26 protein-coding genes and 4 pseudogenes are annotated in these 26992 nt (G+C 48.1%); 24 read left to right on the forward strand and 6 right to left on the reverse strand.

Going from position 1 to position 26992, the window contains the following annotated elements; translation table 11 throughout:
• Positions 1-18: 18 nt before the first annotated feature.
• The 4 genes from NYE74_RS28875 to NYE74_RS28890 all read left to right on the forward strand — a co-directional run bounded on the left by NYE74_RS28875 (position 19) and on the right by NYE74_RS28890 (position 3156).
• On the forward strand, positions 19-210 hold the full coding sequence (locus NYE74_RS28875) for a hypothetical protein (protein ID WP_007130974.1): 192 nt from the start codon (positions 19-21) through the stop codon (positions 208-210).
• Positions 211-310: 100 nt separating this feature from the next.
• A complete protein-coding gene (locus NYE74_RS28880) occupies positions 311-1966 on the forward strand; it encodes a VirD4-like conjugal transfer protein, CD1115 family (RefSeq protein ID WP_227872722.1) in 1656 nt (551 codons plus the stop codon).
• Positions 1966-2250 (forward strand): glutamyl-tRNA amidotransferase, encoded by a 285-nt coding sequence (locus NYE74_RS28885; RefSeq protein WP_445323427.1) that lies wholly within the window; start codon positions 1966-1968, stop codon positions 2248-2250. The genes NYE74_RS28880 and NYE74_RS28885 overlap by 1 nt, the downstream gene beginning before the upstream one ends.
• 66 nt (positions 2251-2316) lie before the next feature.
• Positions 2317-3156: a hypothetical protein gene (locus NYE74_RS28890; RefSeq protein WP_227872721.1), complete on the forward strand. Its 840-nt coding sequence runs from the start codon at positions 2317-2319 to the stop codon at positions 3154-3156.
• A gap of 41 nt (positions 3157-3197) precedes the next feature.
• Here the strand turns inward: NYE74_RS28890 and NYE74_RS28895 are convergent, their stop codons facing one another.
• Positions 3198-3530, reverse strand: coding sequence for a helix-turn-helix domain-containing protein (locus NYE74_RS28895; RefSeq protein WP_036623484.1), 333 nt, complete (start codon positions 3528-3530; stop codon positions 3198-3200).
• A 170-nt stretch (positions 3531-3700) separates the two neighbouring features.
• Between NYE74_RS28895 and NYE74_RS28900 the strand changes: the two genes are divergently transcribed.
• The 7 genes and pseudogenes from NYE74_RS28900 to NYE74_RS28925 all read left to right on the forward strand — a co-directional run bounded on the left by NYE74_RS28900 (position 3701) and on the right by NYE74_RS28925 (position 10802).
• Complete coding sequence (locus NYE74_RS28900) at positions 3701-3886, forward strand: aspartyl-phosphate phosphatase Spo0E family protein (protein WP_124331897.1); 186 nt, start codon at positions 3701-3703, stop codon at positions 3884-3886.
• A gap of 24 nt (positions 3887-3910) precedes the next feature.
• Entirely contained in the window at positions 3911-4252 is a 342-nt protein-coding gene (locus NYE74_RS28905; protein WP_036623481.1) for a hypothetical protein, read from the forward strand.
• Between the two features lie 29 nt (positions 4253-4281).
• Positions 4282-4644: a PrgI family protein gene (locus NYE74_RS28910; RefSeq protein ID WP_010274537.1), complete on the forward strand. Its 363-nt coding sequence runs from the start codon at positions 4282-4284 to the stop codon at positions 4642-4644.
• Positions 4637-6967: a VirB4-like conjugal transfer ATPase, CD1110 family gene (locus NYE74_RS28915; protein WP_036623477.1), complete on the forward strand. Its 2331-nt coding sequence runs from the start codon at positions 4637-4639 to the stop codon at positions 6965-6967. Before NYE74_RS28910 ends, NYE74_RS28915 begins: the two co-directional genes overlap by 8 nt.
• Positions 6968-7646: 679 nt before the next feature.
• On the forward strand, positions 7647-8066 hold the full coding sequence (locus NYE74_RS28920) for an RNA polymerase sigma factor (RefSeq protein ID WP_036623475.1): 420 nt from the start codon (positions 7647-7649) through the stop codon (positions 8064-8066).
• A 134-nt stretch (positions 8067-8200) separates the two neighbouring features.
• Positions 8201-8596: pseudogene (locus NYE74_RS33425) on the forward strand (DUF6075 family protein).
• A gap of 25 nt (positions 8597-8621) precedes the next feature.
• A complete protein-coding gene (locus tag NYE74_RS28925; protein ID WP_213509926.1) occupies positions 8622-10802 on the forward strand; it encodes a C40 family peptidase in 2181 nt (726 codons plus the stop codon).
• 459 nt (positions 10803-11261) lie between these two features.
• Here NYE74_RS28925 and NYE74_RS28930 read toward each other — a convergent pair.
• Positions 11262-12619 (reverse strand): annotated as a pseudogene (locus NYE74_RS28930) (IS4 family transposase).
• A gap of 394 nt (positions 12620-13013) precedes the next feature.
• Between NYE74_RS28930 and NYE74_RS28935 the strand changes: the two are divergent.
• The 5 genes and pseudogenes from NYE74_RS28935 to NYE74_RS28950 all read left to right on the forward strand — a co-directional run.
• A pseudogene (locus NYE74_RS28935) lies at positions 13014-13436 on the forward strand (transposase); the annotation flags it as partial.
• 213 nt (positions 13437-13649) lie between these two features.
• A pseudogene (locus NYE74_RS33430) lies at positions 13650-13772 on the forward strand (DJ-1/PfpI family protein); the annotation flags it as partial.
• A gap of 248 nt (positions 13773-14020) precedes the next feature.
• A complete protein-coding gene (locus NYE74_RS28940; protein ID WP_036623471.1) occupies positions 14021-14605 on the forward strand; it encodes a TetR/AcrR family transcriptional regulator in 585 nt (194 codons plus the stop codon).
• Positions 14606-14612: 7 nt separating this feature from the next.
• Complete coding sequence (gene map, locus NYE74_RS28945) at positions 14613-15359, forward strand: type I methionyl aminopeptidase (protein ID WP_036623469.1); 747 nt, start codon at positions 14613-14615, stop codon at positions 15357-15359.
• A gap of 52 nt (positions 15360-15411) precedes the next feature.
• Complete coding sequence (locus NYE74_RS28950; protein WP_240534143.1) at positions 15412-15588, forward strand: WYL domain-containing protein; 177 nt, start codon at positions 15412-15414, stop codon at positions 15586-15588.
• Positions 15589-15652: 64 nt separating this feature from the next.
• On the opposite strand, the gene NYE74_RS28955 is transcribed toward NYE74_RS28950, so the two are convergent.
• From NYE74_RS28955 to NYE74_RS28970, 4 genes are all read right to left on the reverse strand, one after another.
• A complete protein-coding gene (locus NYE74_RS28955) occupies positions 15653-16054 on the reverse strand; it encodes a hypothetical protein (protein ID WP_036623467.1) in 402 nt (133 codons plus the stop codon).
• Between the two features lie 707 nt (positions 16055-16761).
• Positions 16762-17574 carry a CPBP family intramembrane glutamic endopeptidase gene (locus NYE74_RS28960; protein WP_036623465.1) on the reverse strand — a complete coding sequence of 271 codons (813 nt, stop codon included), beginning with the start codon at positions 17572-17574 and terminating at the stop codon, positions 16762-16764.
• A 330-nt stretch (positions 17575-17904) separates the two neighbouring features.
• Complete coding sequence (locus NYE74_RS28965; protein WP_036623462.1) at positions 17905-19239, reverse strand: sensor histidine kinase; 1335 nt, start codon at positions 19237-19239, stop codon at positions 17905-17907.
• A gap of 1 nt (position 19240) precedes the next feature.
• Positions 19241-19927, reverse strand: coding sequence for a response regulator transcription factor (locus NYE74_RS28970; protein ID WP_036628261.1), 687 nt, complete (start codon positions 19925-19927; stop codon positions 19241-19243).
• Between the two features lie 211 nt (positions 19928-20138).
• On the opposite strand from NYE74_RS28970, the gene NYE74_RS28975 reads away from it, so the two are divergent.
• The 8 genes from NYE74_RS28975 to NYE74_RS29010 all read left to right on the forward strand — a co-directional run bounded on the left by NYE74_RS28975 (position 20139) and on the right by NYE74_RS29010 (position 26979).
• Positions 20139-20354 (forward strand): hypothetical protein, encoded by a 216-nt coding sequence (locus NYE74_RS28975; RefSeq protein ID WP_115311194.1) that lies wholly within the window; start codon positions 20139-20141, stop codon positions 20352-20354.
• A 68-nt stretch (positions 20355-20422) separates the two neighbouring features.
• Entirely contained in the window at positions 20423-21454 is a 1032-nt protein-coding gene (locus NYE74_RS28980; protein ID WP_124331896.1) for a DJ-1/PfpI family protein, read from the forward strand.
• Between the two features lie 43 nt (positions 21455-21497).
• Positions 21498-22142, forward strand: a complete 645-nt coding sequence (locus NYE74_RS28985; RefSeq protein ID WP_036623456.1) for a DUF2306 domain-containing protein — start codon at positions 21498-21500, stop codon at positions 22140-22142.
• Entirely contained in the window at positions 22139-22909 is a 771-nt protein-coding gene (locus NYE74_RS28990) for a DJ-1/PfpI family protein (protein ID WP_051985478.1), read from the forward strand. Before NYE74_RS28985 ends, NYE74_RS28990 begins: the two co-directional genes overlap by 4 nt.
• A gap of 345 nt (positions 22910-23254) precedes the next feature.
• A complete protein-coding gene (trxA, locus tag NYE74_RS28995) occupies positions 23255-23569 on the forward strand; it encodes a thioredoxin (RefSeq protein ID WP_036623452.1) in 315 nt (104 codons plus the stop codon).
• A 24-nt stretch (positions 23570-23593) separates the two neighbouring features.
• On the forward strand, positions 23594-24496 hold the full coding sequence (locus NYE74_RS29000) for an NAD(P)/FAD-dependent oxidoreductase (protein WP_036623451.1): 903 nt from the start codon (positions 23594-23596) through the stop codon (positions 24494-24496).
• Between the two features lie 110 nt (positions 24497-24606).
• Complete coding sequence (locus NYE74_RS29005) at positions 24607-25515, forward strand: class I SAM-dependent methyltransferase (protein ID WP_036628257.1); 909 nt, start codon at positions 24607-24609, stop codon at positions 25513-25515.
• 78 nt (positions 25516-25593) lie between these two features.
• On the forward strand, positions 25594-26979 hold the full coding sequence (locus NYE74_RS29010) for a DHA2 family efflux MFS transporter permease subunit (RefSeq protein WP_036628256.1): 1386 nt from the start codon (positions 25594-25596) through the stop codon (positions 26977-26979).
• Positions 26980-26992: the final 13 nt, after the last annotated feature.

Raw genomic sequence — 26992 nt, forward strand, 5'->3', positions numbered from 1 at the left:
TTGTCTGGAGGGAGTGCTATGAAAAAACAGGAACGAATCTTGTCTTTGAATCATTATGAGCACGGGATAGTCGTCCATGCGCTGAATGCGTTACGAAATGACTTAATCGGTGAGAAACGACCGACGGATGCCGTGGATGATTTATTGTTAAAAATGATTGATGCCCCACTTCTAAATAAAAAGCGCTGGAGGCATTATGAAACGCGATGAAGCCGCAAGGAGTAATTTGATACTCTTTGCGGCTTTTTTTATTCCCGTCATCTGGTTGGCACTGTTGGTTGCTCCCGCATGGTCAGAAGGATTGCCGAGTATGTTGGTCCATCTCAGCACGGCGATGCGCCAGCCGCTTAACATAGAGTGGGTGGACGATACGCCCCGCTGCTTGTTGATTTTTGCGCTGATCTATGGGCTTTGCGCTGGGGTTTATTTGGCGACACCACGGAATTATCGTCGGCGGGAAGAGCACGGCAGCGCCCGCTGGGGCCGAGCGAAAACCGTCAATGCCAAGTATCGAGACAGACGGACGGAACAAAACAAAATTTTGACGCAGCGGGTCAAAATCGGTCTGGATGGCCGCAAGCATCGCCGGAACCTGAACGTGTTGGTTGTCGGCGGCTCCGGCGCGGGCAAAACACGGTTCTATGCTAAGCCGAATGTGATGCAAGCCTCGACCTCTTATGTCGTTCTGGACCCAAAGGGGGAAATATTGCGGGACACCGGTCATCTGCTTAAAGCCAAAGGCTATGACATCAAAGTGCTGGACCTGATTCACCCGCATCGTTCGCATGGCTATAACCCGTTTGTCTATTTGCAGGACGACAAGGATGTCTTGAAATTGGTGACCAACCTGATTCGCAATACGACACCCAAAAACAGCAACACGAACGATCCCTTCTGGGAGCGTTCGGAAACAGCGCTGCTGGAGGCGCTTATGTTGTACTTGCTTTATGAAGCGCCGCCGGAGGAACAAAACTTTCCGATGATTATGGAAATGATCGCCGCGGCGGAAGTGCGGGAGGAAGATGAGACCTATCAGAGTCCGCTGGACGAGTTGTTCGAGCGGTTGGAGATGCGCGACCCGGAGCATTTGGCGGTCAAACAGTACAACATTTTCAAATTGGCTGCCGGAAAAACGGCCAAATCCATTTTGATCGGGCTTGGCGTACGGCTGGAGAAGTTTAATCTGACCAGCATCGCGGGCATGAGTACGGTGGATGAATTGGACTTGCCCCGCATGGGTACGAAAAAAACTGCCTTGTTTGCCGTCATCCCCGACAACGACAGCAGCTTTAACTTCATCGTCGGCATGCTGTACACGCAGCTTTTTCAATCGCTCATGTATGAAGCGGATTACCGGCATGGTGGGAGGCTGCCTACGCATGTTCATTTTGTAATGGACGAGTTTGCCAATGTGGCGTTGCCAGATGAATTTGACAAGCTGCTGTCGACCATGCGGAGTCGGGAAATTTCGGTGTCGATTATCCTTCAAAACCTGGCGCAACTTAAAGCGTTGTACAAGGATGCCTGGGAGTCGATTGTCGGCAACTGCGATGTGTTTTTGTACTTGGGAGGCAATGAACAATCCACACACAAATATGTGTCGGAACTGCTCGGCAAGGAAACGATTGACACCAACACCTATGGTGAGAGCAAGGGGCGCAGCGGTAACTATTCGATCAATTACCAGCATTCGGGAAGAGAATTGTTGACCCCGGACGAAGTGCGGATGTTGGATAACCGCTATGCCCTGCTCTTTATTCGTGGAGAACGACCGATACAGGATGACAAGTATGATTTGCTGCGGCATCCGAACATCGAGCTTACAACGGATGGTCAGGCTTCGCCGTTCCAGCATGGAGGTACGGATTATGCCATCGACTGGTTATCGGTGCAGCTTCATGAAGACGGAGATTACGAGCTGTTGGCAGAGGATGAAGTGGAGTCATTATTTTTAGGAAAGGAATGATGAACGTGAAACATCGATGGAAACGATGGATGACGCTGTACATGGTTTGCGTGCTGGTGGGGAGCTTTGCTACACCTGCATTGACTACCGTGAATAATTTGTCTGATTTTATTTTTGGCCTGATCCGGGCTGTGGGCATGATTATTTTGGGTTTTGGCATTGTGCAGATTGGTTTGTCTTTCAAGTCTCACGACCCTACCCAAAGAGCTAACGGGTTCTTAACACTCGCCGGTGGCGTGGTCATTACCTTTACGAAGGAAATTCTCAACCTGATTGCCGGATAAGTACGGGTATTCGCATTCGGGGAATAAGCCAGCGGTTTGTTCCCCGAATCTGGGGGGAGGGTGAATGTGTCTAAGAACAGTTGGATCATCGACAATCTCGAAAATGCATTAGAGACCTGGAATGATAAAATGTCGGAGATTTGGGAGTTGGTCACCGAGTCGCCGGCGGATTTTAAAGGCGGTGGTATATGGCGCGTCATCTTAGATATTCACGGTGCGTTGCAAGCTACGGGATTGGCCTTGCTGGTATTGTTTTTTGTGATTGGCGTGATGAAAACGACCGGTAACTTTGCGGAAATGAAACGACCGGAGGTTGCCGTGAAGTTATTTGTTCGATTTATTTTGGCCAAGGCGGCGGTCACGTATGGTCTGGAATTGATGATGGCGCTATTTTCGATTGTACAGGGCATCATTGCCGCCATGATTGGCCGGTCGGGATTTGGTTCATCGGACATGATGACACTGCCGGATACGATTGTCCAAGCGATTCAAGATGTGGGCTTCTGGCAAAGCATTCCGCTGTGGGTGGTAACGCTGCTAGGCAGCCTGTTCATCACCGTTTTATCGTTTATTATGATTCTCTCTGTTTACGGCCGTTTTTTTCGTCTCTATATTTACACAGCCATTGCTCCTGTCCCCCTCTCATCGTTTGCTGGGGAGCCGACCCAATCCATCGGCAGGTCCTTTTTAAAGGGATATGCCGCCGTTTGTTTAGAAGGGGCGATCATTGTGCTGGCTTGCATTGTTTTTTCGGCATTTGCTACCGCGCCATCGGTCGTGAACGAAGGCGCACAGGCGGTGACCATGGTCTGGACGTACATTGGCGAACTGATTTTCAACATGCTGGTTCTCGTCGGCATGGTGAAAATGGCGGATCGGATCGTGCGGGAGATGATGGGGCTGTAATCGAAGGCATGCTGACGGGAGGGAAGGCAGTTCGGGGAGTATTACCGGATGGCTGCCAAAAAGAGCCTCAAAAGCGCCAGGGCATCGTTTCGTTGCTTTTCAGTACATTGGTTTAGTGCAGCTAAAATCAGTTCGGTATCATTGCTTTTGCTATTTGTCTCTTGCTCCAGCAACAACTCATTTGGGGATAGTTTCAGCAGGGTACAAATACGAAGCATGGTTTCAATGGACATGCCGGCTTGTCCGCGTTCAATATCGGCACAGAATCTGGGGACTCTCCCAATATACTCGGCCATTTGTTCTCGCGAGATATCCAAAGCTTCTCGCTGTTTCCGAATGCGCTGACCTACCTTCTTTCTATCGTACACACTCATCATTGGTCACCCCTTTACAATCAGGTTCAGTTTATAACTCCTATTATGGAGGAGCACATAATTGACTGAAATGAGTTTAAAAAGTACTATCAGGGTAGTTTTTCCGATGACAACATGCTAATGCTTCATGATAGAGTTGCACACAGAATGAGGAAGAGGAGTGCAAATGAGTGGATGATCTAGTAAGAAAACTGGAGAAAGAGAGGCAAAAATTAAACGAGCTTGGCGAAAAGTCGTTGATGCAATCGATTCCTTTATCCGACAATCAAGAGGTTCAGGAACAGAGTAGGAGGGTAGACGAGTTGATGGTGCAATATCAACGAATGAAGGCCAAGGATAGGCAACCGATACGGTAAAAGAGGGATGAAAGGGGCAAGGTCATGGGATTTCCAACGTGGTTCCGAGGAGCCATTCAAAGGCGATTGGATGAGGTTTCGGCACAAATCGAACATCATCCAGAGCTGAAAAAAATTAGGGATGAAGAAGATGAGGCGTTTCACACTATATTTTCGGGGCTGATCATGGCTCAAACACCTGAGTTTGAAGACTGGGAGGACAAGTATATTCTCAAGCAAGCCATGATGAATGAACGGCTGTACATGCAGGGATTGACAGATGGCATACAACTTGCCACTGCTTTACTGAATCATTCCGCTTTGCCGCCACATGAAACGCCGGTTACATTCAGTCACGAAAAGGGCCAAGCGAAGGCGAAGCCGTAAGAACAGGAAGCAATTGGGAGGGATGACATGTGGAAGTGAAAATCAACCGGGAGATCCGGGAATATACGGAAAGCATCTTTTTTGGACTGTCCTTGCGACAGTTCTTTTTTTCTGTTTTGGCCGTAGGTGTGGCGATAGCGCTGTACTTTATGATGCGCAGTCGTTTCGGCATTGAGACACTCAGTTGGGTATGCGTCTTAGGTGCGGCCCCCTTCGCAGCCCTGGGCTTTATCCGGTACCACGGTATGAATGCCGAGCAATTGCTATGGGCGTATATCAAATCGGAATTTTTAATGCCGCGGCGCTTAGTCTTCCACTCGACGAACACGTATGCGGCGGCGTTAAGCAAGACCATAGAGCAGTATGAAAAAGGAATGAAGCGCCATGATTAAGACGTTAAGTCGTATCATCAAGCAGGATAAGGAACGATTTGTTATACCGAAAGGCGTACAACAAGTGATCCCGATTCGCTCTATTTGGGCGGACGGGATTTTTTTAGTTGGCAACAAGTTTTCCAAGACGTATCGCTTCGAGGACATCAATTATTCCGTCGCCTCCCGCGAAGATAAGGAAGCGATGTTCCTGTCGTATTCCGAATTGCTCAATTCCTTTGATAGCGGGGCGACAACGAAAATCACCATCCATAACCGGAGGCTGAATCGAGCGGATTTTGAAAGTTCGGTCTTCATTCCGCTTCAGCAAGATGAGCTGGACGAATATCGACAAGAGTATAATCAGATGCTGCTGGAAAAATCCGTTGGGGCCAACGGTACGATTCAAGAGAAGTATATAACGATATCCATTGCCAAACCCAATATCGAAGAAGCCCGGCATTATTTTTCTCGAGTTGGGACCGATCTGATCGCCCATTTTTCTCGTCTCGGCTCCAAATGTACGGAACTGAACGCCACTGAGCGGCTGCGTATTTTTCACCATTTCTTCCGCCAGGGAGAGGAAACGGACTTTCGTTTCGACTTGTCGGAAACGATGCGCAAAGGACATGATTTCAAAGATTATATTTGTCCGGATACGTTTGAGTTTGAAAAGGATCATTTTCGGATGGGGAAGCTTTATGGTCGGGTCATCTTCCTGCGTGAGTATGCCAGCTATATCAAGGACAGTATGGTATCCGAGCTTTGCGACCTGCACCGCAACCTATTTCTGTCCCTTGACATCATTCCGATACCAACGGATGAGGCGGTTCGCGAAATCGAAAACCGTTTGTTGGGCGTAGAGACGAATATTACGAACTGGCAGCGGCGGCAAAACAATAACAACAACTTCTCCGCCGTTATCCCGTATGACATGGAGCAGCAGCGAAAAGAGAGCAAGGAATTTCTGGATGACCTGACGACTCGCGACCAACGCATGATGTTTGGCTTATTGACGATGGTGCATGTGGCTGAAAGCAAGGAGCAACTCGACAACGATACCGAAGCGATATTGACGACGGCCCGCAAACATCTGTGTCAATTCTCGCCTCTTATGTACCAGCAGATGGACGGTCTAAATACCGTGTTGCCTTATGGTTTACGGAAAGTACATGCTTTGAGAACGTTGACGACAGAAAGCACAGCGGTGTTTATCCCGTTTCGGGCGCAGGAAATCATGCATGAAGGCGGTATTTACTACGGACAAAACGTCATCAGTAAAAATATGCTCATTGCCAATCGCAAGCAGTTGCTCAATGGAAACAGCTTTATTTTGGGGGTATCGGGCTCCGGAAAAAGCTTTACGGCAAAAAGAGAAATCGTCAATCAAATACTGGCCAGCGGCGATGACATTATTCTGATTGACCCGGAACGTGAATATTCCGCCCTAGTAGAAGCGCTAGGCGGAGAGACCATTCATATCTCGGCCACGTCACCTAATCATATCAATGCGATGGATATAAACCGGCAATACGGTGACGGAGCAAATCCGATCATTTTAAAATCCGAATTTGTTCTTTCGTTATGCGAGCAACTGATCGGCGGTTATCAGTTGGGAGCGAAGGAAAAGTCGATTATTGACCGTTGCACGGCCAGTGTGTATCGAAAATATCTGCAAAGCAATTACAAAGGGCAACCGCCTACCTTACAGGATTTTCGAGCGGAACTGCTCAAGCAATCCGAGCCGGAGGCGCAGGACATCGCGCTGGCGATTGAACTGTTTACCGCTGGCAGCTTGAATACGTTCGCCCAGCCGACTAACGTCAACGTTCATAACCGGCTGATCTGCTATGATATTTTGGATTTGGGCAAGCAACTGTTGCCGATTGGCATGCTGGTTGTATTGGACAGCATTCTGAATCGAATTACACAAAATCGCGCCAAGGGGAAAAACACGTTTATCTTCATCGATGAAATTTATCTGCTTTTCCAACACGAGTACAGCGCCAACTTTTTGTTCACGTTATGGAAACGTGTCCGAAAGTATGGCGCTTTTTGTACGGGGATTACGCAAAACGTGGATGATTTGTTGCAAAGTCATACGGCCCGAACGATGCTGGCCAATAGCGAATTTATCGTGATGCTGAATCAGGCCAGTACGGATCGCAAGGAGTTGGCGGAACTGCTTAATATTTCGGATCTCCAGCTTTCTTATATTACAAACGTCGATGCCGGGAATGGGCTGTTAAAGGTCGGCAGTTCTCTCGTGCCATTTACAGATAGCTTTCCACGGCATACAAAACTTTACCGTTTGATGACCACGAAGCCGGGAGAATCGCTGTAAACCCTTGGCAAGCGGCTGATGAGATGCTTCATCAGCTGCTTGCCAAGGTATGTAGATTCGACTGGTCACAGCCGTCTGAGACAAGTGGTACTTGCTGGCTAATTGAGTGATGGTTAATTGGAGATGGAAGTCATTCCGGCGTGCAGAAAAAGAATTGACCAGGGCTTAATATGAAGAGTAAAGGTATATTTTACTATTCTATCGCTAGCGCACGACTACAAGACTATTTAAATTACTCTAGTCCTACGACTGTCGGGTTAGTCTGTTTCCCATTGAGAGGAGTTGTTTCATTATCGGTCTTTCAAAATACGGATGGTAGCACCTAATCTGCATACATAACTGAACAACAGGGCTTGCTTCTCATCATGGTGTTGCCATGAGAGCGGGAGTTGATATTGTTGGTTAATATCAAGTCGCGTGCAGCTCGTGCTGCCAGAGAACAGGCCCTAACTAAATTCGCTATCAGGCTCATTGAAGATGTGCCGCTGACAGGATTGCCATGCTTGCGGAATGGTGTTGCACGTTCAGTGGATCAATATTCGAACCCTTTGTGTGTACTTTCGAAGGGTCTTTTTTGTTTTCCTTTATTACGCATTAAGTTTAAAGGCGACACAGGCTGCCGTTCGCCTCCTCCTTGTTTTGGCTTGCTTGGCAATCAAAACAAGGGAGAGGGATGAGAGTGAAAAAAATCAATCTTCGCGATATGTATCCTTTCTATCAAACGGATGTCTGGATCAAGGTGGATGAGGAGATCGTACAGGAGATGCGACGTTTCGAGTTGCTTGAAAGCGCTTATAAATTGCGCGCTCATCGTCATCGGGCATATTACTCTCTGGATCGAAACGATGGCATCGAAAACGATATTCTGTTTCCTTCTCGTTCTACTGAAACAGAGTATGAAGAAATGGCCTTTCGAAGAGAGCTTTACGCAGCGATGTGTCGATTACCGAAAAAGTCGTTTCGACGTATTTACTCACATTATTTTTTAGGGATGAGTAAGGTCGCTATCGCTCGTGTAGAGCAGGTGGATGAAAAGGCTGTACGCAAGTCCATCGAAAGCGGGCTGAAGAAGTTGAAGCAAATTCTCGGGAATAAGTGATTTTGAATCATAGGGTCCGATTTTATTCCCAAAATGAAAGGGCTATTAGAGGGTGATGTTCAAGGCGACGATTGGCGGTTATATGACTAATCGTCGCCTACTATGAAAGGAGTGCCAAAGTTATGTTTCCCGGTATGTTTCGTGATGTAGAACACGAAAAGTTTTACAGCGATATGCTGAGCCGTTTTTATCGCCAAGATGTCTATCATCGTGCGTTGTTTTACACGTTAGGCTTGACGCGAGAAACGAGGACGCATGTTCAGGACTTGTTTGACTTTTCAAACGACAGCATCCGACCGAAAGGTTTAAAGGCTTCCTAGCAAACAGGTACTTCCCTTCGAGCAAGCCGCTTGGCCTTTAATCTGTGGAACGGATGGGCAGAAGAACAGCAGGAACGGGATTCCACGCCGCACGAGTTGTTTGATTGTCGTTATGCGCCTTATTTCTTTGAGGCGATTCGCTTGCGTTATCCGGAATATTGCAGGAGCCATGACCGGGTTCCCCAACGTATGAACGGTCCAACCCGTTAATGGATATGCCAGGAGGGCAACTTTGATGAAGGATATAAAGACAAGGACACGGGTGAAGAACATTAAGAAGCTGGATCGCTTCTCCAACTTGATGGCAAAAGCAAAGTCTGTCGATGTACGTTCCAAACATAAGTCATCTAATCGCCATGATTCGGAATCTACAGGTTCCTCTGTGGTGTACGCGCAAAATCAATCCGTGAGGGCGGCAAAAACCACGCTGCGCAAGGGGATGCGCATCATTCCAGGTGTGAGCAAAGGAGCAATTCGTCTTCTTCGGAAAAAACGGGAGCGCTTGATAGGGACGGCGAAGGAGAAAGAAACCATGCCTCAGCAATCGGGGGAAACGGCGAGCGGTCGGCGTTCACGTAAGCGAAGCGGCATTCAAGTGAGCAAACGTTCGGTTGTTTCCGATAAACAACAAGCGCTGTCCGCCCATTCAACAGGTGCCATACAAGGAAGAGATAATCGTCAGGCTGTACATTCATTTTCCCAAACCAAGCGTCCATTGCGTTTGCGGAAGCCTGTTGGCGGGAAATATCCTTTGTTTTCCGAAACAGTGATAGGGAAGCAACGCTATATTCATCGAATGGTGCGGGCCAGGATTGTCAGTCGGAAACAAGCTCAACAACCCCAAGCTCAAGCTAAAAGTGAAACCCAGTCAAACCCGATGTCAAAACCTGTCGAGAAGCGTGTCACGACCACGAACACCCTATTCAAGACTACCGTGCGTTCTCGTGACAAACGTTCGAGTCTACAACCCGGCGAAATGACAATCGGGAGGAAACGAAATCCCGCCCCCGTTCGTTCTTCCGCTCATAAGCTGGTGAAGCCGCATGCAGGTGTATCCGGGCGTGTCAAAACGGGCGGCAAAGTCATCAAGGTGCTTTCCCATTCAGTAAAACCGATTCATCAGTCTAGCCAAGAAAAAGGACAGGTCCATAATCCAACAGATAGGATGAAACATAAAGCCAGGGAAGCGCAAAAAGCAGCCTTTCGATTGATGACCATGCACCGTTCAAAGCAGCGGCTGCAAGCTGTTGCCAGATGGAACATTCGCATGATTCGTGTAGCGGAGAAAATGACTGCGGTACTCGCCAAAGGCATGATCGCTCTTTTAGGTGTTAGCGGTACGGTGATCATCTTGCTATGCATCATGATGGCTGTTGCTGCGGTTGTATCATCTCCTTTTGGCATCTTTGTCTCCAGTGATAATACGGATAGCGATGTATTGCCGCTTTCTGACATCGTACAAGACATCGACAACGAATTTGCTGTCCGACTGGAGGACATACGTCGGGATGCAGGCTCAGTGGATCGTGTAGAAATCCATTATCTCGGAAGCGCTGATAATACTCGCATCGATAACTGGATGGACGTCATCGCGGTCTTTGCGGTTCGTACCGTAATGGACAGCGAAAACGGCATGGACGTAGCCACACTGGACGCCACTCGGGTGGATGTGATTCGCTCCGTCTTTTGGGACATGAATCAACTGGACTCTTACGTGGAAACGATTGAACACAGGGAAACGATTACGGTGGAACATGAAGATGGGAGCACGAGTAAGGAAACGATAACCTGGTATGAATCGGTATTGCACATTACAGTTGCCAGTCATACTGCTGGGCAGCAGGCCGACATCTACGACTTTACAATCGAACAAAGAGAGATCATGCATGAAATGTTGTCGGCGGAGTTCCGCCCGCTCATGTTCGCGCTTCTCGGTAAAGATATGGATGTTGGGTTAACGACTGAGCAGCTTGAAATCGTTTATCACGATCTGCCGAAAGGGGAATGGGGCGGTGAAGCTGTCCGCTTGGCATTGACTCGCTTGGGCGATCCATACAGTCAAGTTTTGGCCGGGCAAGACCGCTATACAGATTGCAGTTATCTTGTTCAATGGGTGTACCGGCAGTTGAGCATTCAGTTGCCGCGGACGGCGGCTGAACAAGCCAGACATTGTGTCGATAACGGGTGGACAATCCGTTTTGAAGATTTGGCTCCGGGCGATTTGGTCTTTTGGAGCTATGCCAGCAATGGTCGGTTTATGGACATTACCCATGTTGGCATCTATGCCGGAAACGGCAAGGTCGTCGATGCTTCATCCACTCGCGGACAAGTGGTTTACCGGAATTTGTTTGACGCCGATCAACAGGTGCTGTATGGGCGGCCGTTTCAAATGAACGTACAAAATGTTTATAGCTAAAAACAAAGTAACCCCGGGGAAAACTCTCCCGAGGTTACTTTGACCGATGCTTTCGGATTATAATTTCATTATAAACGATTATTGTCTCTACCGCTACTATTGTCTATTTCTAATGGTTCAAATAAATAGTTAGTATTTTACTTGGGCCGAGGTGCTAGTTGCGGTTTCTAAAATTCTGTTCCTCTCTTTGATAGTGGCTGTTGTCACCACTCTGTAGGTGTTGCCCGAGGTAACGTAATATTCTTTTTCAAAACTAATGACAATGTTTGTTCTGTAACGGGCATCCAATCCGCAAAAAGCGACTTCATAAGAATCAGAAAAGATAGTAACATAATAATTTTGATCTCTTCTGTTACATATTCTGATTTCAATCGTCATCATATAGTAGACAACATGATATTGCTTCAGTATCTTTTTCTGATAGCTATGAAATTTAATGGGAGGGAAGGGTTATGTAACTCAACTTTCGCAGCATGAAATGGGCAAACAGGCCTTGATGTAGCTGGGTAAAGTTGCAATCCATTGCTGGAGTTGACGTTGAATCAGAGCCGAAAGCTTTTTTCCTGCTTTCGTAGTGATTTCGTTGATCAGATCGAGCAGTTGCTGCAAGGCGATGGCCCAGTCCAATGTGCCAACTTCGTCGCACAACACATAAAACAGACCGCCGAACGAGCGAGCATCCGTACTTTGCCGATGCTGCCAGGCCAGCAAAATATAGCGGGAGAATACAATCGTCGTATGGCTGATCAGTAAATCATAGGAGCGGCCTTGAAACTCCTTCTGCAAACGAAGCAGCGACTTGGTGCACTTGAAGAAGACCTCGATGCCCCAGCGGATCCCGTAAATACGGATCACGTCCTCCACGGAGAGGGAAAGATCCGTCGTCAGCACCGCGAGCCATTCGTTCTTCTTCGTGCGATGACGGACGAATACCACGTGAACCGGTATGCCGGAGGCAAGCTCGGTTCGAATCGAACGAAGGATGCCTCGTTTCTTGCTTTGCACCGGAGACGCTGCGGTGTATAGTTCTTTGAGCGACAGCTTCCGGCCTTGAACAAGGAAACGCTTATTGTCGTTCTTGACCATGCCGATCACGTCGAGCCCGCGGGAGGCGATCTCGCCAATGAGGGGCGCGTGCGTGAACCAACTGTCCATCAAGACATAGGAGGCCGTGGCTCCGGCGGCAAGCGCGCGATCCAACATCGATACAATCACCTGCGGAGCCGACAGGAGTGCTTCTTGACGTCGCTTATACCCGTTCGTCCGTTTGTCGATCTTCTCGTTCATGCCGTTAATGGCAGATTTGCCGGAACTGAGCAGCGCGAAGTCCAGCGGCAGGAAGGTATGGCCGTCGGACCATCCCATGGTGAGCATACGAAATCCCTTGTAATAAGCGCCGGTGGCATGATCTTTGAACCTGGCCAGCAACTCAACGGCTTTGCTGCGGTTGCGTTCGAACATGGAATCGTCGACGATGAAGACGGTGTCCGATCTGCCGACGTAAGCACGCTGACCTTCTGCACCGTCGCGACGCTGAGCGACGTCAGAAAACGACGCCAGGCAAAGCCTGCATGGTTGAGGAAACGATAGACGGCATCCTTGCCGGGAAAGGAGTCGCCCTTGCTGCTCTCGAGCAGTCGAAACCAATTCTTCTGGTGAAACAGAAGGACAAAGACGAGTTGGAATAGCCGAGCACAGCTAAAGCCAAATCGCTTACGGAATCCGGCTTGTTGAAGATGTTTCATCACTTTCAGTTCTTGAAAAGCAGGCTTTAATTCGTTTGGCAGTTGATTCAGATCGGGCTGATGGTCTATCATGATGGTTCTGTCTGGTAGTGATGGCTTGACACTCTCACTTTACCAAACGAAGTGGTGTTTTTCTATTTTGGCAAGCTGGCTATTCAACAGACCGTAAGACCGTTCTACAACTGGTTTTACATTGATTTTCTAGGTGCAAAAGTTGAGTTATGTAACATAAAAGAAAATCAAGGAACTCCGTTGCCTACTGTAATCGCTTACTCTTTTGTTAAAACAAAAAATGTTAGGAGCTATTCCTGTAATGAATTATATTGAACTTTGAAAAAGAAGAGTACCTCCAGTATTATGGGGTTCGGTCGAGTAAGCACAAGGGATTCGGGATTTGTATGTCGAAATCATATGCAAAGGAATCTTCGGAAAACAGCCCAAAATCCTTGCAGAAGGAGCGATGAAAATGTTCAAGACGACAGCACACCTCGACAATCAATTGATCCTGCCTGGCGATTTCTTTCTTCCCTTCGGCGGAAAACTGGATGAAGGGAATCGCTGGGTTCAGTTGGCTCAGTTGGTGTCGTGGGCGGCGGCTGAACAGAAATACGGTCAAAGACACCTTCCGCGGTCAGCAAACGATCAGCCTGCGGATGGGCTCGGCGCGCTGATCATTCAGGAGCGCATGCAGTTGACCGATAGAGAAACCCTGGCGTCGATCAGCGAGAATCCCTATATGCAATACTTCATCGGTTTGCCCGGATTTGTCATGAAGCCGCCGTTCCACCATTCCATGATGACGCATTTCCGCAAACGTCTGACGGACGTGCTGGCCGAGCTGAACGAGATCATCGCCACCGAGGGCGCGAAGGAAATGAGAGACGATGACAACGATCCAAGCAACGTGATCGGCGGCGCCACCGGAAGCGTCCGAACTTGAGACCGATGAGGCCATCGATTCCACCGCGGCGTCGGAAACGCCAGAACAACCGAATCAAGGGACACTGTTGGTGGACGCCACCTGCGCCCCGGCGGATGTGGCGTATCCGACCGATCTGAATTTGCTGAATGAAGCGCGGGATAAAAATCGTTCAGCAAACCCGAATCAGGGCCCCAAATCGCGAATGCTGTAGAACAGTTATTCGAGTACGAGAAAAGAGGCACGGTGTGGCGAGCGGAAGGCATTGCGCCGGTCGACTTTAATATGAGTCCAAAATCGCCCTAATCTGTACAACTTGCTGCCTCGCTTTTATGACACAACGAAAGACAAAATCATCGTTTAAAAAAGCGAGCTCCCTTTCTCTACATGGGGCTCGCTTTTCGAGATTCGCAGCTGAGCAAAGTTCAACGATCGTTATCCGTGAGGAACTTAATGCTGCTACTGTCGCCTGAATATTTGCATCTCCTCGCCCCATGCTTTATTATATTTTCATCGACAAATTTGCAGGTCTAAACAAGGAGGTTCATTCGTCCATGTGCCCCCGTACCAAAGAACAAAATGAGCTGATCCGCATGCAGCGCAGAGAACAGATCCTGGACGCCGCCGCGCACGCCTACTTCCGCACGGGAGGCAGCTTTGATATTCGCGACGTCGCCCGCGAGGCCAAACTCGGTTACGGCACGGTATACCATTATTACCCCAACCGACATTTATTAATCGAAGATGTGCTGGATAGCGGCTTCGAGCGATGCGAGCAAGCCCTGGCAGAATGGGCGAATATCAGAGGCGGAAGCCCGAATGATAGTCAACTGTTGACGTATTGCAAGGCGTTGCTCCGGCTGTGGCAGTCGGATGCCCGCGCATATCTCGTCTACAAAATGGCGGCGGAACATTATGCAGGCTTGCCTGAGAAGGATCGGCACCCCGTCAAGAGACGATTCATGGAACGCTTGTACGTCCCGCTTCAATCGATCGCCCGGCGCGAAGACGACAGCGTCGACCATATGCTTGTCGTGCTGGTCGGCTGCAGCGGGCTACGCTACTATACGGGCGCTTCCGAGTTGGACGTCGATCGAATCGCCCAGCTCGCAATGCAAGCTATTACGAAGGAGTCCTGATACGAACATGATTATCCTAAAAAGCAAGCATGAAATTGAGGCCATCCGCAAGGCATGCCAAGTGGTGGCCGAATGCCATCGCACGATCGCCCCGCTCATCAAACCGGGCATCACGACGAACGAGATTGATCGCATATTCGAGGACATTATTTTGAAGCATGGCGCCAAGCCATACGAGAAGGGCTACAAGGGCTATCCATATGCGACGTGCGCCTCCGTCAACGACGTGATCGCGCATGGATTTCCTAGCGATAAGCCACTTGAGGAAGGCGATATCGTGACGATCGACACGGTTGCGGAGCTCGACGGCTGGCTCGGCGATTCGGCCTGGAGCTATGCGGTCGGGAAGATCTCGCCTACGGCCGAGAAGCTGATGCGCGTCACGAAGGAATGCCTTGACCTCGGCATCGCGCAGGCGCAGCCCGGCAATCGGCTCGGTGACGTGACAAGCGCGATCCAGCGGCATGCGGAGTCGCACGGCTTCGGCGTCGTGCGCGACCTTCTCGCCCATGGCATCGGTCGTGACCTGCACGAGGAGCCGACTTATGTGCATATCGGCAATCCCGGCAAAGGCCCCCGCATCAAGGAAGGCATGGTGTTCACGATCGAGCCCATGATCACCGAAGGCACCTATTACATGACAATCGATCCGGACGGCTGGACCGCGCGGACGCTGGACCGTAAGCTTGCCGCCCAATACGAGCATACGATCGCCATCACGGCTGAAGGTCCACAAATCCTGACGGCGCAATAGAATGATTAGTAGTCGACCAACGGGATGGTCGGCTGCGGAGGCTGCCACAGCTTTGCCTGCCAATGGATGGGTCGAGGAGGAGGTCGAGTTCCATACGCTCGACTCCGCTTGCTCCATTGTGCTCGGTTATGGAAGACAAGCGAAAGCGCTCATGCCCGCCGAGATGAGGGACGCGGTCCGGGCGGAAGCGCAAACCATGTGCCCGTTATACGATGAATCGTGCACGTGATTGGAACCCCAGCTGATCTCCCGTCAAGATCCGGCTTCTCCGATCATCTGCAGTTCAATTTGCTTCATTTCATAACCTTTTTAAAGGTTTCCCTTTTTTCTTCAACAGACGAATGAAGGTGCTCCCACTTGTTATCCAAACGTTTTACCTCTTGGTCGATCTCATCCATCTGAAGGGAGGAGTCACGAAAGGCCTTTTTCGTTTGTTCAATTCGCGGTTTTTGCCGATTCAACCGCTCAAGCCACTCTTTGTAGTAAAAACGGGAAAATTCAATAAGATGATGCTCCTCAAGAGGCGCCCCCTCCCATGTACGACCAATAAAACGAATCATCTCCTGCGGCAGATAACTCGTGTGCAAGCGCGGTTCGACAGGAAGATCCAACGCTTCGGGCAGCCGGCTAATCGAGTGTGTAATGTAGACTAAAAGTACCCCGAAAGAGCAAAGTGAAATCCCCGGAAAAAACAAGCAGAAATCCCCCAATAAATCGTGGGGGAATAGACCGCAACAGAAGACTCCTGTATCCTATTCATAGAGAGAAGCGAAAGGTTATGGGGACGGGGAGATGCTCAAGATGGGACAGATCGAGACGATCAAAGATTTATCCGGGTTTTATTTTTATATTCGACTAATTAAAACTGCTTACCAGTATTCGTTCACACACTGCTCAAGAAAAAATGAGCTCTGCGAAATTATCCAAGCGTAAGAAATCGCCGCCCAGCTCTCGTCAACGAAAGCGAGCGGCGACAACTCGGCTGACACGAGGTCTGTCAAAGAACTGCTGGTCATCCAGGAGCTTTATCGTCATCATCGCGCTGCTGCACGCTAGACCCGTCGTGCACGGCTAAAAAGCGAAATGTTCAGCATGCCCTGCTTAAACGATACGCGCCAATCCTCACCTGTCTCATACCTGTGCCCATGGTGTCTGGGCACTCGACCTCGCCATCGATTGTGGTGAATCAGAAATACGTGGGGTGCTGCACCGTTATCGTCAGGAACAACTGTTTATGCGGTCAGGGGTGAAACTGTCGCGTCAGTCGATAGCGAACTGGCTGATCGCAGACACGAGCAGCGGGTAGTGGCTCTCACCACTGTACGGCTAAATGGACGCCGAATGACTGAAACGGGATATCATGCAGTAGTTATCTTGCCAGATTACCACTACATTGATCTGTTCATTCACTCGTCCTCGGCCAGCCGCCAGTTGTCCATGTTTTCTCCAAGTATCCGACAACCGCCCACGCCATCAGACTGCTCACAATCGTGAACGGTGTTTCCGGGTACAGACTGATCAAAGTAAAACTGACCGTATTGTTCAAGGCATGCAACACCATCACAAGCAGGATGGAGCCTGATCGTTCAAAGATAAAATTGGTGATATAGTTCATGGCGACGATGGACGCTGTAAATCCAATCAGAGAAGGCACAAGAACAGCCAGCCCCGCGTCCACATACAAAATAAAGAGCAACGGATAGTGCCATAATGCCCAGATGAAGCCCCCCTTCCATGCAGCGTGCCAGAAATCTTGTTCCCTTGTCTTCAAATAAGGATACAGATATCCGCGCCAACCAAACTCCTCGGTTCCGCTTGTCAGCACATTTGAAATGAAATATCCGATTACGGATAACGCAACCGCTTGCCATGTTGCATCCGCCAAACTGCTGAGCAGGATGCTGAGTACGAACATCGGAATTGCGATCACGATCGGAATAGATAATGCGAAACGGATATCAGCTCGACCCGGACGTCTGAACAGTATAACTCCCTCTCGGGTACGGACCGCAAGGAATCCGAGCAAAGGACCGAACACGCCTAGTGCGAATAACAGTTGAACAATGGAAAAATTTCCGGCAAGATGAAAAATCGTCATATCCGTTCGTAAAAAATGGTCTGTCGATCTGCTCCACCGATAAGCTGAAATCCAACACCCCCATGTCCAACCGAAAGAAATGATCAGATACACAATCAATGCTGATTTCCGAATCATGTTTATTTCTCCTTTTCTGTTCATCTACAATGAAAAGCTCTCAGGATCTTTTCCCAAGAGCTTCATTGCAATGGTCGTTACCGATGGCAGGAAAATCTCAACCTTTCGGAAATGATTTGTGTTGATTAAGTTATCATAACATGAGCGGAAACTGCGTCCAAGACGGAGGCTCCATGGCTAATTGTAATTCTTTTGGTATCATGGCTTTTCAATCAGGGTATTTGAGGTATGCCTTTTATCTGCTGGCGCTATCCCACAAAGCAAAGAACTTCAGGGGATGTTTCCTTATTGTGATCAGGAAAATTGTCCAGTAACGTTCGTTCTTCGATTTTAGCCTGGGTTAGTTACAGGTATCCAACCCGTTAGCAGCGCTCCGCCTTCCGAATGGTTGCCTGCGGAGAGCTCACCTCCGTGAAGCCTTACAATTCGTTGTGAAATGGTCAGCCCTAATCCGCTACCTCCAGTTGAACGATTTCTAGATGCTTCACCACGATATAGAGGTTCAAAAACTCGATGTAGTTCTTCCGAGGAGAAGCCCGGGCCGGTATCACGGATCATAAACTTTATTTTGTTACCTTCTTTATAACATTGAACAACAATTTCACCATACGAGGGTGTGTGTCTGACGGCATTATCCAACAAATTGTTCATCGCTCGTTCCAATAAATGCACATCACCGTTAATGAAGCAGTCGTCTTCAATATGGGTCGAAATCGAGAGGTTCTTTTGGCGAGCTAGCGGACTTAAACTGTCAATCGATTTCAGGATGATGAATTTAATATCAATCTTCTGATGATGAAGATCCATCTGCACATGCTCCATCTTTGTAAATGTGAACAGGTCCTCTACCAACCGGTCCAATTGCGCCGATTTTTCCTTACAAACGGCCAAATATTTGGTTATTTTATCCGGGGATTGGGCAATGCCTTGTTCCAGACCATCCAAGTAACCTCGTAAAGCGAACAATGGGGTACGCAAATCATGAGCGACAGCTGTAATGACGAATCGGCGCTCTTCTTCCAATTCCGCTTGTTTTTGAAAAGCTTTTTGCATTCCATTCACCATCATTTCGAATGCATCGCGTACCTCAGAGATTTCGGTGATATAGGATCCAGGCAACTCTACGTCCCAATCTCCTGCAGCGACTTTTCTGGCTGCAAAGCTCATCTTTTCGAGAGGCTTAAGAAGAAACCTTCGCATTTCAACACCGACAATAAAAAAAGCTAACAATAGCCCGGTAAATATCGAAATGAACTTAGCCGCATTTGACTTCGGAAGATAAATAATGACCTTTCCGAGCAAATGCCCGTCCTCTATAATGGAGAACCGTTCGGTAGAAGGCAATATGCCATGGCTCTGTGGATTAGAACGGTAAATTTCTTGATCTGATGCAGATAGAATAGCCGCTTCCATTTTCGCTTGTTGCAACTCATGATGCAATTGGTTTTGCCAATTCGGATCCCTCCATTTGTTCGAATTGGTTTCGATCAGCTGTACGATCTTCTCGATCCATTGTCCTTGCAGAATCTCGGCTTGAGCTCCGTTTTTTGCGAAGCTGAGCGTTTTTGTCTCTATGAAGTGTGTTGTCACATAAAAGATCCACGGCACTAACATTAAGAAGAAGAAAAGCAGTATAGTAAACGAACGAATACGAAGTGTTCTCATCTTAACCTCCCTCGAAGCGATACCCTATTCCCCATACGTTGACTAGGTATTGAGGATGGTTCGGATCGGATTCAATTTTCTCGCGAAGTCGACCGATGTGCACCCGAATCGTATGCCTGTCACCTACCCCATTCCAAAATTTCGAAAGTATCTGTTCATATGAAAAAACATGCCTGGGGTGTTCGGCAAATAATCGCAATAATTCATATTCCCTCGGGGTGAGCACTACACTCTTCCCATCCACGAATACTTCTCTTGTGGATAGATTTAGCTTGATGCGGCCAAAATCCAAGATTCTCTCACTCATTTGCAGTTGGGAAACAGAACGTCGTAGTACAGCTTTTATCCTGGCTACAATTTCACCGGGTGAAGCGGTTTTGACAATATAATCATCGCCGCCGAGCGTCAGGCCGCGAATCTTGTCCACATCGTCGCTGCGTGCGCTCAAGAAAAGGATCGGAACGTTACTCTTCTCCCGAATCCGGCGACATAACTCAAACCCGTTTTGACCCGGCATCATGATGTCAAGAACAATACAATGAATGGAATTCTGCTCAAACAATGTCCAAGCTTGAACAGAATCGCAAGCGGTTATAACGCGATAATTTTCATACTCTAAAAAGTCGCTCAATAGTTCAACAATGCTTTGATCATCGTCTACAACCAGTATGGTACTGATTTCACTCATGAATATCCCACCTTTGAAAACTAGTTTATCATTTAACCCCATGCAACAAACAGAACCACCTAATTTGTGATGATTTGTTTATTGTTTTGTGACCTTTATACAACTTCATTTGAGATACTCGTTTGTTACGATACTTCTTGCCGAGTCGGACAGCAAATATCGCGAGTTAGGGCCCGTTCTACGCAAAAACGGATGAAGGAGGTTGACAAACTTGGAATACGGAAGTTTCTCATTTTTTCCATTCGGTGCTCTATTTTGTCTTACGCTTTTTTCTTTTGTCGCAATTCGAATTTATCTGATTCGTCATCGCTACAGAGATTCCAATCCAAAAGACCGTGACATCGCATTGATTCTAAAAGGTCGGATGGCGAGTGGTGAAATCGACGAGAAGGAATATCACAGGCTGAAGGATCTTCTGACAAAATAACTTTTCCCTGATACGATCCGCAGGTTCGAGGATCAATCTATTGACTTTGAATATGAGGAGGTTTATGGATGTTAACGGTTCAAGTCGTGCTTTTTGATGGCTTTGACCTTCTGGATGCCATTGCACCTTACGAAGTTTTTTGTGCCGCGACAATGTATGCTGAACACGCGTTAAGCGTAGAATTCGTTACCGCTGAAGGGCCGAGATCCGTCACCAGCGGCATCAACGGGTTAAAAATTGAAGCGAGTGGCAGACTGAACCCGGAACGAACAGGCATCATTCTTGTACCTGGCGCGTCGGGCGACGTCGAAGGAGATGGGCCGAATTCGCCCCCAGCCATTCTGTCGCGGGCACTGAATACCGAATTGGTTGAAATGATTGAGCAAGCACTCGGGCAAAATGACATCATCGTTGCCACGGTTTGCGGCGGTTCCCTGTTACTGGCCATGGGAGGGCTCTTGGAGGGCAGACCAGCGGTAACGCATCATCTGGGCATGGATGTACTTGGAGCAACCGGAGCCATTCCCGTTCCTGCACGCGTAGTGGATAGCGGCAACCTGGTCACTGGTGGCGGCGTTACTTCGGGACTCGATGTAGCGCTGTATCTGGTGGAACGCGAGCTTGGACCGCGCATCGCGCACGCGGTAGAGCAACTGTTCGAATACGAACGGAGAGGAACGGTCTGGCGGGAAGAAGGAAGGGCGCCTGGCTCTCACAAGGCAGAGACCGACGAAGAAACGAACGCGACGAACAATATGGGGATGATTTATGATACCCCGGATATAAAATTACCCGGAGAATCTGACTTCGACGGGGATTGGGATACAACAATTGCTACGCCTGTTGGAAAACTGGAGGTCAAGCTCTCCATTTCCATAAGGAATGGGTTGGTCCAAGGCCAGGCTACACAAGGGGATGAGACGGTCGAGTTTATAAATCCCTTACTTCAGGACAATAAGCTCACCTGGTCGCTGCGCGTCACGAAACCTATGCGGTTAAATCTAAAATTCGAAGTTACCGTGCGTGGAGATGACATGATTGGATTCGCCAGGGCCGGCATACTGCCTGCATCCAAATTAACAGGCAAGCGTGTTACCTAACCCATAAATGCGATTTGGCAATTAAAATGAGGGGATGGATCGCATGAAGGAGTGGAAAATATCATACGGCTTATTGGCCTGCATCAGTATTCTATTTATCCTTTACGCTTTGGTGGCCAATTTTATTATCGATCCCGAAGCAAAGGCGTTTATAAGCCATAAAATCGGCCTGAAGCGCGAACTTAATCTTCCGGTCTGGATCAACGTTATGCACGTTCATGTTGCGTTTGCCTGCATCGCCATGGCGACAGGGTTGCTCAACTTCTCCAACCGCGTCCTTGAAAAAAGCCGCAAGTTCCACCGTATAAACGGCTACGTTTATTTAGTATCCGTCCTTCTTGTCGTGATTACTTCCGGATATATGGCTCCTTATGCTACCGGAGGAAAAATAAGCAGTATGGGGTTCAACGCTCTTAATCTAATATGGCTGTTTATCACCATTACGGCGCTTGTACAAATCAAAAAGAAACGCATCATTCGGCACCGGAACTGGATGATCCGAAGTTACGCCTTTTGTTTTACGAACATGACAATTCATCTCATCACCTCCCTTTTTTATCAGGGATTTGGTCTCAACTACGCTACCAGCTATACAATAGGGGTTTACGGCTCTATTGTGCTGCTGTTGATCATTCCTAACATCATTATCAGAAATATCAATCGATCCAGAAAGGCAGTGGTAGGATGAAAAAAATTATAGGAGTACTCATGTCGTTTGTACTAGTTCTATGTCTAGTTACCTCTGCAGCAAGTGCGAATTCAAAAAAAAATAATGATCCATTCAAAGACAAAAGGATGCATGTTCAAATCGTCTTGTTCGATGGTTTCGATCTGCTGGACGCATTAGCACCATACGAAGTATTTGCTGCTGCGGGAATGTACTCAAACGGAGCAGTTACTGTGGAATTGGTTTCCGCGGAAGGCAAGCGTTCTGTCCCGAGCGGTCTGAACGGGCCGGCTCTCGAAGCGCAAGCTGCATTAGACCCCAAGCGTCCTGGAATCATTTTGGTGCCCGGGGCTTCGGGCAAGCCAGCAGGAAATTCGGAAGATACCATTCCGAATATTTTAAAGAAGGCCATGATGACGGGCTTGTCGGAGAAATTGAAACAAGCTTTTAACAATGAGGAAGTTATTGTAGCTACAGTATGCGGTGGTACACTGCTGCCTGCGATGGGAGGTTTGTTGAAAGATAGACATGCGGTTACCAATCAAATAGGCATGGAAGCGTTAGGAGCTCTCGGTGCAATTCCGATTGAAGCAAGAGTCGTTGAAGATGGTCCTCGCTTCGTAAGCGGGGGAGGCGTGACTTCGGGTCTTGATGTGGCCTTGTATTTGGTTGATCGTGAGTTAGGTCCTCAAATCGCAAATGCTGTAGAACAGTTATTCGAGTACGAGAAAAGAGGCACGGTGTGGCGAGCGGAAGGCATTGCGCCGATCCATTTTGACGAAAACTAATACCGATCCGATAAGAGCAACAGCGGCAGACTAGGATGATGCAAAACACCCTGGCCTGTCCGCTGTTGTTGGCTCGATCACAGGCCAAAAGAATACAACTGGCCTGGGTTTGGCTAAATTTTCTTGGGACTGACTTGCATCTTATCCAAAACAAAGTTATCATAGATACGTGAAGTCTTTAATTCGAATGGAGGAGTGCTATGAAAACTCACAAGCCACTGATTATGCGTTTGAGGTGATGTTCCATTTACTGGCAACAACGCCGGACAAGATTACTAGACCCATCTTATGACAAATTAAAGATATTATATATCCATAGTATATTTAATCGAAAGGAAGATCACGATGGCTATTCAACATGCGAAAGATTCTACTTTTAATGAGATGGTGCAAACGGAAGGTATAACAGTAGTGAATTTTTGGGCCGCTTGGTGCGGTCCATGCAGAATGTTTGCACCTGTATTAGAGGAGTTTGAAAGGGAAGCAAATGATTCCATTAAAGTCGTTAAAGTTAATGTAGACGAAAATCCGGTAACCTCTTCACAATTTCAGATTATGAGCATCCCGACAACCATTATATTCAAAGATGGACAGCCTCTATATAAAGAAATAGGCATATTGTCGAAAGGTGAACTGCAGCAGCTTGTTGGCTCCAAATAAATCAACAAAAAAGGGGAGATTCTTTTGATTTATGATTGTGCTATTATCGGCGGAGGCCCGGCAGGACTCAATGCGGCTCTGGTACTTGGGCGGGCCAGACGCAGTGTTGCGTTATTTGATAACAGCCAGCCCCGAAATGCGGTTACACATGCCTCTCATGGATTTATAACAAGAGACGGTGTGACACCCGCCGAGTTTAGGCGTATTGCATATGAGGAGGTTCTGGGGTATCCCTCCGTTGAACTTTTACCTTGGGAGGTAACCGAGATTCACCGGACTGATCACAGGTTCGTCGCCGTGGCGTCAACCGGAAAACGGATTGAAGCACGCAAATTACTGATCACCACTGGACTTAGGGAGATTTTCCCGGATATTCCAGGTTTGCGTGATTGTTATGGAACAAGTTTGTTCAGTTGTCCCTACTGCGATGGTTGGGAGCTTCGAGATCAGCCGCTAATTGTTGTTTCCGAGAACTCTGGAGTGTTTCATATGGCCAAGCTGCTCTATACCTGGAGTAAAGATCTTGTGGTTTGTACAAATGGGCATGCGGTTCTGGACAACGATCAAAAACAACTGTTGAAATCCAGAAACATCGAAGTGGTTGAACAAGCAGTAACGATGTTTATCGGTCATGAGGGGAAATTGCGGCAGGTGGAATTTGCAGATGGCACGCGAATCGAGAGAACGGGAGGATTCATTACACCGGAATGGAAACCGAAGGCGTCTTTTCAGGGTTCGCTTGGTTATGAGGTAAATGAGTTTGGCGGTATCGCCACAAATGAGTGGGGCAAAAGCTCGGTTCCAGGTGTGTATGCCGCCGGGGATGCAGCTTACGTCATGCCTTCCCAGTTGATTTATGCCGCAGCAGGCGGAAGCAAAGCGGCGATTGGCATCAACATGGAGCTGACCGAAGAGGATTTCGTTTAGCTCTAAGTGGACATGTCCTTCTCTTGGGGAAAAGTTTCTTAGAGAGAAGGACTTTTTTCAAAAGTCATAAGTGTAATGACTGCATCAAACAGAAAGGGATGAAGAGGATGATGACGAACGATTTTTTTAATGATGCCGTTTGGGAAGCAGCTTGGAAGAAGGATCCAGATACAGCGATTAGCAAAATGAAAAAAGTTGGAATTGATCCAGCACATACTTTTGACCATAGGGCAAAGTCATTTAACGAGCAGGCGTTTAGCGAAGAAGGCAGGCGAAGAACAAAACGGATAATGAATTGGCTGGAAAGTCAGGGTGTGACATTTAAAGATACCTCCATATTAGACATTGGAGCGGCCTCAGGCGGATTTACAGTGCCGTTTGCGGAGAGAGGGGCTAGTGTTACTTCTGTGGAGCCTAGTCTTCCATTAGTTGAGCTCTTGAAAAGTAATATAACGGGATTAAAGAACGGGAATGTAGAGATTGTGGCTGAGCCTTTTGAAGACATTGATATTCAAGCAAAGGGGTGGGAAAAAGCCTTTGATTTCGTATTTGTCTCCATGTGCCCGGTTATTGCCGACTGGGAGAGTGTGGAGAAAGTGCTGAGCTGCGCACGACAGTATTGCTATATCAGCCTGTCTGTCGGCTCCAGGGAGCACAGTCTGGTAAAAGAGATTTGGCCTTTGGTCACTGATCAGCCCATGAAAACGGAACATTTGGAAATGGCTTATTTGCTCCATTTACTGTATCTCAAAGGGTATTCCTATCAGTCGCTCGTAACCCGGGAAATGAAATCTACAGAGGTACCTAGAGACACGGCGCTCCAGGAGGTGATGGAATGGCTGAGAATCTTCGGTTTGCCTGCGGACGACCAGAACAGGAAAATCATAGCCAATTATTTGGAACGGACCTATCCGACGGATAAGGTTGTCATCCAGCAGGGTGGGCGTTTTGGCAAGGTGCTTATTCAGTTGAAGGATCAGAGCATGTACACCGGTGTCCAAGAATTTTCCCATAAGTAATTTCTTTAACTATATAATGGACAAAAAATATCTGTAATATCTACAAACTGGAGTGTCTGTAGTAAATTGAGGAACGTTATGAAAAGAAAACCTGTAATCATTGTCGCATCTCTAATCGTCGCGAATTTTTTGGCACAACTCATGCAAACCATGCTGAACACGGCTTTGCCACAAATGATGCTTGACCTTGGAATCCAGGTCAATCGGGCGCAATGGCTGATCACCGTCTATCTTCTGGTTTCTGGAATTGTCATCCCTGTGACGGGATTCCTGATCGGAAAATACTCGACGCGAACCCTGTTTTTCGCATCCGCTGGGGCCTTTACGACAGGGACGCTAATTGCCGGCTTCTCCGTCGACTTCACATTGATCCTAAGCGGACGAATTATTCAGGGGATTGGCGCCGGATTGCTGGTACCGGTGTTCCTGAATACGATTATCCTAGTGTTCCCAAAGGAAAAACTCGGGGCAGCGATGGGACTGGCCAGTCTCATTGTGGGACTCGCCCCTGCACTGGGGCCGACGATTTCCGGCTTCGTGATTCAACATCATTCTTGGAGAATCTTATTCTATGGGGTGGCGCCCATAGCGATCGCGAACCTGTTTGTCGCCTATTATTGCTTGGAAAACGTTTGGGATACGCATAAAGCGAAATTGGACTGGAGATCGATTCTTTATTCAAGTTTGGGCTTCGGCAGTCTGTTGTATGGATTTAGTATCCTTAGCGATCAGGGAAAAGGGATTCAGCTTGCGCTGACCTTCCTTATCGTGGGATTCGCACTGTCGTTTCTGTTTGTGAAGCGCCAATTCAAACTGGCCGTCCCTTTGCTTGATTTCAACGTATTTCGTTACCCGAGATTTACTTATGCATCGATTATAGGCGTAGTCCTGTTCATTGTGATGGCCGGGGTGGAACTGCTGCTCCCGATATATGCACAAAATGTCAGGGGACTACTGCCTAGAGAATCGGGGCTAATGCTGCTCCCAGGTGCATTGCTGATGGGGGTGTCCGGAGTGGTATCGGGTAAAATCTACGACCGTTATGGCGGTCGCTATTTGATTCGGATCGGCTTCTTCGGGATAGCCGCCGTAACGGCTCTATTAACGATAGCGCTATCGATTCACGCTCCGTATGGTCTGTTGGTAGGGTTATATGCGTTGCTTATGACCGGGGTCGGTTTTATGATGACCCCAATTACTGCTTTTGCCATGGCGAGCTTGCCGAATTCGATGATGAATTACGCTTCGCCGATGACCACGGCCATACGTACATTGGGCATGTCAATGGGCGGGGCACTGCTCATCACCCTGGTGACAATTACCGCAGATTACAGCTCATTCTCTTTTCCGATCAATATGCATCAAGGAATTCAAGCCGCGTTTTGGTCACTAGCCCTCGTTGCAGCGAGTGGTTTTCTTCTTACTTTCTTTGTTCCATATGGTAAAGGTTCAGTGGAATCGTAGGTCTTGGAGTGTT

Source organism: Paenibacillus sp. FSL P4-0127 (genome assembly GCF_038007325.1).
GTDB classification, from domain to species: Bacteria; Bacillota; Bacilli; order Paenibacillales; family Paenibacillaceae; genus Fontibacillus; species Fontibacillus macerans.